We start from the raw sequence: 10,738 nt of genomic DNA on the forward strand, positions 1-10,738 counted from the left end.
GCCCACGGGCGCCGACACCGACCAACCCCCCACCCGCACCACCTCGGTATCCCCCTCGGAGGACGAATCATGACCAGTTCCGCCGCCGAGGCCGGCAAGCTCGCCTGGCTGCTCGAAGGCCTGCTGGAGCGCACCCCCGGCACCAGACACGCGCTCGTGCTCTCCCGGGACGGCCTGAAGCTCTGTCACACCCGCGAACTCTCCGCCGACCGCGCCGACCAGCTCGCCGCCATCTCCGCCGGCATCCAGAGCCTCGCCCACGGCGCGTCCGTGGAGTTCGGGGACGGCAGCGGCGGCGTGCGGCAGTCGATGACCGAGTTCTACGGCGGCGTGCTGTTCATCGTCGAGGCCGGCGAGGGCAGCCATGTGGCCGTCGTGGCCGGCGAGGAGGCCGACCCCGGGCTCGTAGGACACCACCTCCTCGCCCTCGTCGAGCAGATCGGCGAGCACCTGAGCGCGGCGCCGCGGGAGAACGACCTGGGGTACAACCTGCGTCTCGGCAGCGCCGAATGACGCCCCGCCCCGGGCGGGACGACGACCCGGACCGGCTCTACACCCTCACGCAGGGGCGCAGCAGGCCCGCCACCGACGAGTTCGACCTGGTCACGCTCGTGGTCGCGGAGAGCGACCCGGTGCCGGGCATGCAGTCCGAGCATGTCGCGATCCTGCGCATGTGCCGCCGCCCGACCGCCGTCGTGGAGGTGTCCGCGCAGCTGAAGCTGCCGGTCAGCATCACCAAGATCCTGCTCTCCGACCTGCTGGAGACGGGCAAGGTCACCGCCCGCCACCCGCGGACCACCCCCAACACAGCCGGCGCGCAGCGGCTGCCCGACCCGACCACGCTGGAGAAGGTGCTCGTTGGACTCCGTCACCGCCTCTGAAGCGCGTACGCCGCTGGCCGCGACCGCCGACAACGGGCTCAAAATCGTCATCGTCGGCGGCTTCGGCGTCGGCAAGACCACCATGGTCCGCTCGGTCAGCGACATCAGGCCGCTGAACACCGAGGAGACGATGACCCAGGCGGGGGAGGGCACCGACGACCGCTCCGCGGTGCCCAACAAGACCGCCACCACCGTCGCCTTCGACTTCGGGCGCATCAGCCTCGACGAGCACACCGTGCTCTATCTCTTCGGCGCGCCCGGCCAGGAGCGCTTCTGGTTCCTGTGGGACCGGCTCTTCGCCGGCACCCTCGGCGCCATCGTGCTGGTCGACGACCGCCGGCTCGCCGACTCCTGGTACGCCATCGACCGGCTCGAGCACCACGGCACGCCGTTCGTGGTGGCCCGTAACGACTTCGGCGGCCCGCCGTACACCGCCGCCGAGGTCCGCAAGGCCCTCGACCTCGACCCGAACGTGCCGCTGCTGACGTGCGACGCCCGCTCGCGCGCCGCCGGCAAGCAGGTCCTCATCTCGCTGGCCGAGCATCTGCAGTCCCTCGCCGCCGCACAGCAGGAGACCGCCGCACCATGACCTCCCCGTCCCCCCAGCCCGAGTCCGCGTCCGCAGGCTGCCCCGTCGCCCACGACGCCGTCCCGCTCAGCGGCCCCCGCTTCCACACCGACCCGCTGCAGCTCTACCGCGAACTCCGCCGCGAGCACGGCCCGGTGGCGCCCGTCGAGCTGCCCGGCGGCATCCCGGCCTGGCTGGTCATCGGCTACCGCGAGCTGCACCAGGTCACCTCCGACCCGGAGTTGTTCTGCCGCGACCGCGGCCAGTGGAATCAGTGGGAGAACGTCCCCCAGGACTGGCCGCTGATGCCGATGGTCGGCGCCGTGGCGCCCTCCATCCACTACGCGCCGACCATCACCGAGCACCGCAGGCACGCCTCCGTCGTCGGCTCGGCGCTCGAGGGTGTCGACCCCTTCGACCTGCGCCGGCAGAGCGAGGAGCTGGCCGACCGGCTCATCGACGCCTTCTGCGCCCGCGGCAGCGCCGAGCTCGTCGCCGACTACGCCGTGCCGCTGCCGGTGCTGGTCCTCGCCCGCCTCATCGGCATGCCGGACGACGGCGGCCGCGAGCTGGCGGGCGTGATGACCGAACTGGCCGACGGCGGCCCGGGCGCGGTCAAGGCGTACATGACCTACGTGGACCGGATGCGCGAGCTGGTCGCGCACAAGCGGCAGCACCCCGGCGCGGATGTCGCCTCCCGGATGCTCGCCGACCCCGCCCGCCTCTCCGCGGAGGAGGCGATGCTCAACCTGAAGGACACCACCGCCGCCGGCTTCCTGCCCACCGCCGACTGGATCGGCAACTCCATCCGGCTGATGCTCACCGACGACCGCTTCGCCGCCGCCCTCGGCGGCGGCCGGCACAGCGTCGCCACCGCCATGAACGAGGTGCTCTGGGAGGACACCCCCACCCAGATCCTCGTCGGCCGCTGGGCCGCCCGCGACACCCAGCTCGGCGGCCGCCCCATCCGCGCCGGGGACATGCTGCTGCTCGGCCTCGCCGCCGCCAACGACGACCCGGTCATCCAGCAGGCCCTCACCGGCCCCGGCGGCCGGAACGGCGGCCAGGCCGCGGGCGGCAACAGCGCCCATTTCGCGTTCAGTTACGGAGACTTCCGCTGCCCCTTCCCGGCGCAGGAGATTGCGGAGATCATCGCTCGTACGGGCATCGAGGTGCTGCTCGACCGGCTCCCCGACCTCGATCTGTCCGTGCCGGCCCAGACGCTAGTCCGGCGGCCGTCCGCGTTCCTGCGCGGCATGACCGCCCTGCCCGTCAGCTTCACGCCCGTACGAGCATCCGGAGGTCACCCGTGAACTGCCCCCATGCCGAAGCCGCCGGGAGAACCGGCGCGCTCCCCGAGCCCCTCGCCGTGGACCCGCTGGTACGGGACCTCGCCGGCGAGACCGCGCGGCTGGCCGGCGGCCCGCCGCTGGCCCGGCTCGAGCTGCTCGGCGTGCCGGCATGGACCATCACCCGGCAGGCGGAGGCGCGCCGGCTCCTCACCGACGACCGGCTGGTGAAGGACATCGAAGCCTGGCGGCTGTGGCAGAGCGGCGAAGTCACCGCGGAATGGCCGCTGATCGGCATGGTCAACCCCGGCCGGTCGATGTTCACCGTCGACGGCGCCGAGCACCGCCGGCTGCGTACCAAAACCGCGCAGGCGATCACCCCGCGCCGGCTCGAGGCGCTGCGCCCGACGGTGGAGCGGATCGTGGCGGAGCTACTGGACGACGTGGAGCGCGCGGCCGCCGAGGCCGCCGACGGCGTCGTCGACCTCAAGGCGGTCTTCGCGCGGCCGCTGCCGATGCGGGTGGTGTGCACCCTGATGGGCGTCGACGAGGCGGAGATACCCCGCCAGACCCGGCTGTGGGAGGCCTTCTTCTCCATGCTCACCCCGCACGAGGAGCGGATGGCGACCCTGGAGGAACTGCGCGGCATCTTCACCGAGATGGTCCGGGAGAAGACCGCCAACCCCCAGGACGACCTCACCAGCGCGCTGATCCTCGCCGACGAGGGCGGCGAACCGCTCACCGAGGAGGAGGTCGTCGGCAACCTCCAGTCGATGATCGGCGCCGGCCACGAGACCACGATCCAGCTCGTCCTGGCCACCGTGCGCCATCTCCTCGGCCACCCCGACCAGTTGCGGCTGGTCCTGGACGAGAAGGTGCCGTGGGCGACCGCCATCGAGGAGGCGCTGCGCTACGACCCGCCCAACAGTCACCTGCTGATGCGCTTCGCCACCGAGGACATCGAGGTCGGCGACCAGATCATCCCGAAGGGCGACGGCGTCGTCATGTCGTACCGCGCGATCGGCCGCGACCCCGAGCCGTACGACTCGGACCCCGACGCCTTCGACATCACCCGCCCCACCCCGATCCGCCACATCTCCTTCGGCCACGGCCCGCACATCTGCCCCGGCGCGGCGCTGTCCCGGCTGGAGGCGGCGGTCGCGCTGCCCGCGCTCTTCGCGCGCTTCCCCGGCCTCGAGCTCGCGGTGCCGGACGAGGACATCCGCAACCTGCCGGTGCTCACCCAGAACGAGCTCGAGGCGCTGCCGGTGCTGACGGACGGCGGCGTCCGTTGACCCTGCCGCACCCCACCACCGACGTGATCGCGATCGACCCGATGGTCTCCGACCTCGACGGCGAGACGGCACGGCTGCGGGAGGCGGGTCCTGTCGTACGGATCGACCTGCTGGGCGTCCCGGCGTGGACGGTCACCTCGCATGCCGTGGCGCGCAGGCTGCTGGCGGACTCCCGGCTCGTAAAAGACCTGGATCAGTGGCGGCTGCGGCAGGACGGCACGGTCACCAGCGCGTGGCCGCTGATCGGCATGATCGACGTGCCGCCGTCGATGTTCACCGCCGACGGTCCCGAGCACCGCCGGCTGCGCGCCAAGATCGCGCAGGCGCTGACCCCGCGCCGGGTCGAGGATCTGCGGCCGGTCATCGAGGGCCTGGTCGCGGGGCTGCTGGACGACCTGGAGGCGGAGGCGGAGGCGGAGGCGGAGGCGGCGGCCTCGGCCGAGGGCGTGGCCGACCTCAAGCACACCTTCGCCGCGCCGCTGCCCATGTCGGTGGTGTGCATCCTGATGGGCGTGCCGGTGGCGGAGATCCCGGAGCTGATGCGGCTGTTCAAGGTCTTCTTCTCCATGCTCACCCCGCAGGACGAGCGGCTGAAGTCGATCGAGGCGCTGGAGACGTACTTCCTGGACCTGGCCCGGCAGAAGAAGGCGGCCCCCGAGGACGACCTCACCAGCGCGCTGATCCTCGCCGACGAGGGCGGCGAGCCGATGTCGATCCAGGAGGTCGCCGGCAATCTGCACGCGATGGTCGCGGCCGGGCACGAGACCACCATCACGCTGATCACCAATGCGGTACGGGCGCTGCTGACGCACCCGGAGCAGCTGCGGATGGTGCTGGACGGCGCGGTCGGCTGGGACGCGGTGATCGAGGAGACGCTGCGCTGGGACCCGCCGACCAGCCATGTGCTGATGCGCTTCGCGACCGAGGACATCGAGGCCCCGGAGGCGGACGGCCTGGTCATCGAGAAGGGCGAGGGCGTCGTCATGTCGTACCGGGCGATGGGCCGCGACCGCGCGCAGCACGGCGGCGCGGCGGATGTCTTCGACATCACCCGGCAGGCGACGCGGCACCTGTCCTTCGGTCACGGTCCGCATGTCTGCCCCGGCGCGGCGCTGTCGCGGCTGGAGGCGGCCATCGCGCTGCCGGCGCTGTTCGCGCGCTTCCCGGGGCTGCGGCTCGCGGTGCCGGCGGCGGAGCTGCGCGTCATGCCGATCCTCACGCAGAACGACATGGAGTCGATGCCGGTGGCGCTCGGCTGACGGACGGTGCTGCTGTCGGAGGCACGTGGTTCGATGGGGACATGATCGAGGATCTCGTGGGTGCGGGTGCCTGGGATGGCGGTGCCTGGCTTGATCGCGTGGAGGCCGCGGTGCGGGAGGCCGTGGCCGAGGCCGTCATGCCGCGGTTCCGGCAGCTCGCGGCGCATGAGGTCGTGGAGAAGGCCGGGCCGCACGACCTGGTGACGGTGGCGGACCGGGAGGCCGAGGAGCTGCTGGAGCGGTCGCTGACCGCGCTGCTGCCCGGCTCGGTGCTGGTCGGCGAGGAGGGCGTGCATGCGGAGCCGGGGCGGCTGGCGGACGTCCGCGGCGCGGCGCCGGTGTGGATCGTCGACCCGGTGGACGGCACCTCCTCGTTCGTACGGGGCGAGCCCGACTTCGGCTGCCTCGTCGCCCTGGCGCACCGCGGCGAGCTGCTCGCCTCGTGGACGTACGCCCCGGCCCAGGTCCTGATGGCGACCGCCCGCCGCGGCGGGGGCGCCCGGATCTCCGGCGCCGAGCTGCTGCGCGCCGGGCACCCCGCGGGCGACCAGGACCTTCAGGTCGCCACCTCGCACCCGGACTATGCGCGGACGGGCGCCCGGCGCGTGATCGACGGCCTCGACGTGCCCGGCGTCTCCGCGCGGCCGTGCGGGTCGGCGGGCCTCGAGTACCTGCGGGTGGCGACCGGCGAGCTGGACGCCTTCGTCGCCTCGTGGGAGTCGCCCTGGGACCACGCCGCGGGGCTGCTGCTGGTCGCGGAGGCGGGCGGGGTGAACGGCACGGTGGCGGGCGAGCCGTTCCGCATCACGGGCGGCAATGCCTTGCCGTTCGTGACGGCACGGGACGCGGATACGCTCCGGCATATCCTCGGGCTGCTCACGCCTCTGGCGCGATAGCCTCGGGCGACTCAACGGCGAGTGGGAGAGGGCGATTCATGACCTCGATGGTGGACGTGGTGGTCGTCGGCGCCGGGCCCAACGGGCTCACGGCGGCCGTCGAACTCGCCCGGCGCGGCTTCGCCGTCGAGGTCTTCGAGGCACGGGAGAAGATCGGCGGCGGTGCCTCCACGGAGGAGCTCACGCTGCCCGGTTACCGGCACGACCCGTGCTCGTCCGGACACCCCTTCGGCATCGGCTCACCCGCCTTCCGCAAGATGCCCCTCGCCCGGCACGGCCTGGAGTGGCTGCATGCCGAGCTGCCGATGGCGCACCCCTTCGACGACGGTACGGCGGCGGTGCTGTCCCGCTCGGTGGGGGAGACGGCGATGTCGCTCGGCCCGCGGGACGCGGGCGCGTACCGGCGCCTGATGGAACCTTTCCTCGGCAAGTGGGACACCCTCTCGCAGGACTTCCTCTCGCTCTCGCTGAACTCCCTGCCCCGCGACCCGGTCACGCTCTTCCGCCTCGGCAAGTTCGGCCTGCCGATGTCGGTGATCAACCGCCGCTTCCACGACGAGAAGGCCAAGGCCATGATGGCCGGCCTCGCCTCGCACGCCGTCTCCCCGATGAGCAGCTTCGTCACCGGCGCCCTCGGCCTCACCTTCGCCATCGCCGCACACGCGGTCGGCTGGCCGGTGGCCAAGGGCGGCTCGCAGTCCATCTCGGACGCGCTCGGCTCGTATCTGCGCGAACTCGGCGGCGTGATCCACACCGGCGTCGAGGTGAAGCGGATCGACGAGCTGCCGCCGGCGCGCGCGTATGTCTTCGACACCTCGCCCACGGCGCTGGCCCGGATCGCGGGCCTGGGGAACGCGTACGCGAACTACCGCTACGGCCCCTCCTGCTTCAAGATCGACTACGCCCTGGACGGCCCGGTCCCGTGGACGGCGGCCGACGCCCGCCGCGCCGGCACGGTGCACGTCGGCCCGACCGCGGGCGAGATCGACGACTCGGTGCGGCGGGCGGTGCGCGGCGACGACCCGAAGACGCCGTTCCTGATCACGGTTCAGCCGACGCTCGTGGACCCGACGCGGGCCCCGGAAGGCAAGCACACCTTCTGGGCGTACGGCCATGTGCCCAACGGCTGGAAGGGCGACGCGACCGACCTCATCGAGCGCCAGATCGAGCGCTTCGCGCCCGGCTTCCGCGACTTGGTGCTGGCGAAGGCGATCGCGGGGCCGCCGGAGATGGCGGCGCGTAACGCCAACTATGTGGGCGGCGACTTCGCCTGCGGGGCTTTCTCGGGGTTGCAGACGCTGCTGCGGCCGAAGCCGGCTCGGTCGCCGTGGTCGACGGTGCATCCGCGGGTGTTCATCTGCTCGCAGGCGACGTATCCGGGGCCGGGGGTGCATGGGATGTGCGGGCAGAATGCGGCTAAGGCGGTGTGGCGGGCGCTTACGCGTTAGCCGTCCGCTCCGGCCTTTGGGCCTTTGGGCGCGCGCGGAGGTGCGCTCGCTCGCCCTGGCTGCCGAACAGGCTGAGGAACTCCACCGGTTGATCGTCCGCGGGCCCGAACCAGTGCGGCACCCGGGTGTCGAACTCGGCTGCTTCGCCGGGCTCGAGCACCATGTCGTGCTCGCCGAGGACGAGCCGCAGGCGCCCGTTGAGGATGTAGAGCCAGTCGTAGCCCTCGTGGGTCTGCGGGTCGGGGGTTCGCGGCCGGTCTTCCGGGTGGAGGACGATCTTGTATGCCTGGATGCCGCCTGCGCGGCGGGTCAGCGGCAGCATCGTCAGGCCGTGGTGGGTCACTGGGCGCAGGTGGATGCGGGGATCGCCGGTCGGCGGGGCGTCGACGAGCTCGTCCAGGCTGACGCCGTGCGCCTTGGCGAGGGGGAGTAGCAGCTCCAGGGTCGGCTTGCGGCTGCCGGATTCCAGGCGGGAGAGGGTGCTGACCGAGATGCCGGTGCGCTCGGACAGGTCGGTGAGGGTCGTCTGCCGCTCGGAGCGGAGGGCGCGGAGGCGGGGGCCTACGCCGGCGAGGGCTTGATCGAGTTCGTCGTCCATGGGGATAGTTTGCCGGAACGGCAACGAGGTTTGCCAGTCGGGCGGCGGATGCCGCATGGTCGGCTCGTATGGAGGTGGTCACGATGACCGACGAGCTGAGGAACGACTACGAGGTGGCGGTGATCGGCGGCGGCGCCGCCGGCCTGAGCGGTGGGCTGATGCTGGCGCGGGCCCGGCGGTCGGTGGTGGTGCTGGACGCGGGGGCGCCGCGCAACGCGCCCGCCGAGGGCGCGCACGGGCTGCTGGGGCTGGAGGGGATCAACCCGCTGGAGCTGCTGGAGCGGGGGCGGGGCGAGGTGCGCGGATACGGCGGCGAGGTGGTCGCTGGCGAGGTGACCGGGGCGTCGCGGGTGGGGGATGGATTTGTGGTGACACTGGCCGACGGCCGTACGGTCCGGGCCCGGCGGCTGCTGGTGACCACCGGCCTGGTCGACGAACTGCCGGCGGTGGCCGGGGTGCGCGAGCGCTGGGGCCGCGACGTCATCCACTGCCCGTATTGCCACGGCTGGGAGGCGGCGAAGGACCGCGCGGTCGGGGTGCTGGGCAGCGGGCCGATGTCGGTGCACCAGGCGCTGCTGTTCCGGCAGTGGAGCGACGACGTGACGTACTTCGCGCACGAGCGGCCGCCGTCGGAGGAGGAGGCGGAGCAGCTGGCGGCGCGGGGGGTGCGGGTGGTCGCTGGTGAGGTGGTGGCGGTGGAGACGACCGACGAGCGGCTCTCCGGCGTGCGGATGGCTGACGGGCGGCTGGTGGAGCGCGAGACGGTCGTGGTCGCGTCGCGGATGGTGGCGCGAGCGGGTTTCCTGGAGTCGCTGGGGCTACGGGCCGAGGAGCACCCGGCCGGGGTCGGCGAGTACGTCCCGAGCGAGGCGGGTGGCCGTACGAGCGTCGAGGGCGTGTGGGTCGCGGGGAACGTGACGGACCTGACCGCGCAGGTCGGCGCGGCGGCGGCCGCGGGGGCGATGGCGGCGGCGCAGATCAATGCCGATCTGGTGGCGGAGGAGACGCGGGTGGCGGTGGAGGCGCATCGGGCGTCGTTCTCAGTGGGGGCGGAGGCCTAGATGGCGGAGTTGGTGGCGGGTTCGGAGGCGTGGGCTGTGAGCGGGATGAGCGAGGGAGCGACTGTGGGCAAGAAGACTGAGGCGATGGATGGGGAGTTCTGGGAGGAGCATTACGCGGGGGGTGAGGATGGGAGTAGTGACGACGGTGCGGAGCGCGGGCAGGGCACGGGACTTGAGCGGGAAGCCGGGCACGGTCACGCCGGCGGGCACGGCTCCCATGCCGGGCGCGAGCATGGTGCCGCGCACGATCACGGAGCCGGGCACGGTCACGGAGCTGGGCACGGCCATCACGCGGCCGTCGGCGGTCGTACGCCGAATCCGCAGCTGACCGCCGAGGCGGCCGAACTCCCGCCCGGCACCGCACTCGACGCCGGCTGCGGTGAGGGGGCGGACGCCATCTGGCTCGCCGCCCGCGGTTGGCAGGTCACGGCGGTGGACATCGCCCCGACGGCCCTCGCCCGCGCCCGCGAGCACGCGGCGGCGCGCGGCGACGGGGCGGCGGAGGCGATCGACTGGGTCCAGGCGGACCTCATCGAGTGGACCCCCGGCGACGCCCGTTACGACCTGGTCACTACGCACTACGTCCACACGCCGGGCCCGTTCCGCGACCTCCTCCACCGGCTCGCGTCGGCGGTCGCCCCGGGCGGCACCCTCCTGGTCGTCGGTCACGACGCGGCGGGCCCGCGGCACACGGACGCGGCCCACGCCCACGTAACGGCCCCGGAGATGGCGGCAGAACTGGACCCGGCGCACTGGTCCGTTGAGGTCGCGGAGACCCGCCCCCGCACCATCCGCGCCTCCGACGACAGCGAGGTCACCCTCCAAGATGCGGTCCTACGGGCGCGTCGGCTGGAGGCCTGACCGGGGCGTCGGCTGAGGCATTCGCAGGGGGAATCGCGGAAGCGCTGGCTGAGGGCGGGGGATCTGGCATCGGATGGTGACGGCCGCGCTGCCGGGTGCGGTCCGGCTCGGTGCCGGTGGATTGGCTGGCTACGGGAGGAGCGGGGCGGCGGGGCACGTTCGCGCTGCCGGGCGGCCGGCAGTGGAGGCGGGGCGGCCAGGCGGCCATCGCAGCCAGCGGCCCGCTGCCTCGCACCCCGCCGCGTCCCGCCGCATGGCCCTTCCGCCTGATCCTCGCGGCCCTACGCCTCACGTCCGCGTGCGCGCCTTGCCGCCTCCACGCCGCGCCCCGTCGCCAAGCCTTGCCGTCTGACACCGCGCGGCCCTACGCCTCACGGTCGCGCCCGCGCCTTGCTTGCCGCCTGGCACCGCGCAGCCTCGCCGCCTGCCCCTCGGTGGCCCTCTCCTCCCGGCGAGCCTCCGCCTCACGCACCGCCCGATCCCGCCTCCACCACCGAATCCCCCGCCCCCGTGCGGTAGTAGAGCACCGACCGCCCCGCTCGCCGTCGCCCGATCAAGCCCGCGTCCAGCAGCACCCTCAGG

At 73.1% G+C, this 10,738-nt stretch carries 11 protein-coding genes and 1 pseudogene; 10 read left to right on the top strand and 2 right to left on the bottom strand.

The window, feature by feature from the left end; translation table 11 throughout:
- Positions 1-69 precede the first annotated feature (69 nt).
- Genes G5C51_RS35065 through G5C51_RS35100 form a run of 8 tightly spaced genes read left to right on the top strand, consistent with a single transcriptional unit; the run spans position 70 to position 7,636 of the window.
- Positions 70-513: a roadblock/LC7 domain-containing protein gene (locus tag G5C51_RS35065; RefSeq protein WP_165243719.1), complete on the top strand. Its 444-nt coding sequence runs from the start codon at positions 70-72 to the stop codon at positions 511-513.
- On the top strand, positions 510-881 hold the full coding sequence (locus G5C51_RS35070) for a DUF742 domain-containing protein (protein WP_165243721.1): 372 nt from the start codon (positions 510-512) through the stop codon (positions 879-881). The genes G5C51_RS35065 and G5C51_RS35070 overlap by 4 nt, the downstream gene beginning before the upstream one ends.
- Positions 859-1,470 carry a GTP-binding protein gene (locus tag G5C51_RS35075; protein WP_240930132.1) on the top strand — a complete coding sequence of 204 codons (612 nt, stop codon included), beginning with the start codon at positions 859-861 and terminating at the stop codon, positions 1,468-1,470. Before G5C51_RS35070 ends, G5C51_RS35075 begins: the two co-directional genes overlap by 23 nt.
- A complete protein-coding gene (locus G5C51_RS35080) occupies positions 1,467-2,762 on the top strand; it encodes a cytochrome P450 (protein WP_165243723.1) in 1,296 nt (431 codons plus the stop codon). Before G5C51_RS35075 ends, G5C51_RS35080 begins: the two co-directional genes overlap by 4 nt.
- Positions 2,759-4,033, top strand: a complete 1,275-nt coding sequence (locus G5C51_RS35085; protein WP_165243725.1) for a cytochrome P450 — start codon at positions 2,759-2,761, stop codon at positions 4,031-4,033. Before G5C51_RS35080 ends, G5C51_RS35085 begins: the two co-directional genes overlap by 4 nt.
- 41 nt (positions 4,034-4,074) lie before the next feature.
- A complete protein-coding gene (locus G5C51_RS35090) occupies positions 4,075-5,292 on the top strand; it encodes a cytochrome P450 family protein (RefSeq protein WP_165243736.1) in 1,218 nt (405 codons plus the stop codon).
- A gap of 41 nt (positions 5,293-5,333) precedes the next feature.
- Positions 5,334-6,188 (top strand): inositol monophosphatase family protein, encoded by an 855-nt coding sequence (locus G5C51_RS35095; protein WP_165243727.1) that lies wholly within the window; start codon positions 5,334-5,336, stop codon positions 6,186-6,188.
- Positions 6,189-6,226: 38 nt separating this feature from the next.
- Positions 6,227-7,636 carry a phytoene desaturase family protein gene (locus G5C51_RS35100; protein ID WP_165243729.1) on the top strand — a complete coding sequence of 470 codons (1,410 nt, stop codon included), beginning with the start codon at positions 6,227-6,229 and terminating at the stop codon, positions 7,634-7,636.
- Here G5C51_RS35100 and G5C51_RS35105 read toward each other — a convergent pair.
- Positions 7,626-8,234 (bottom strand): helix-turn-helix domain-containing protein, encoded by a 609-nt coding sequence (locus G5C51_RS35105; protein WP_165243731.1) that lies wholly within the window; start codon positions 8,232-8,234, stop codon positions 7,626-7,628. The genes G5C51_RS35100 and G5C51_RS35105 overlap by 11 nt on opposite strands.
- Positions 8,235-8,317: 83 nt before the next feature.
- On the opposite strand from G5C51_RS35105, the gene G5C51_RS35110 reads away from it, so the two are divergent.
- On the top strand, positions 8,318-9,295 hold the full coding sequence (locus tag G5C51_RS35110; RefSeq protein ID WP_206314663.1) for an NAD(P)/FAD-dependent oxidoreductase: 978 nt from the start codon (positions 8,318-8,320) through the stop codon (positions 9,293-9,295).
- 63 nt (positions 9,296-9,358) lie between these two features.
- Entirely contained in the window at positions 9,359-10,156 is a 798-nt protein-coding gene (locus tag G5C51_RS35115) for a class I SAM-dependent methyltransferase (protein ID WP_338118415.1), read from the top strand.
- A gap of 464 nt (positions 10,157-10,620) precedes the next feature.
- On the opposite strand, the pseudogene G5C51_RS43400 reads toward G5C51_RS35115, so the two are convergent.
- Positions 10,621-10,738 (bottom strand): annotated as a pseudogene (locus G5C51_RS43400) (transcriptional regulator); the annotation flags it as partial.

Origin of the sequence: Streptomyces coryli, from assembly GCF_011044975.1 — a bacterium.
In the GTDB taxonomy this organism is placed as follows: Bacteria; Actinomycetota; Actinomycetes; order Streptomycetales; family Streptomycetaceae; genus Streptomyces; species Streptomyces coryli.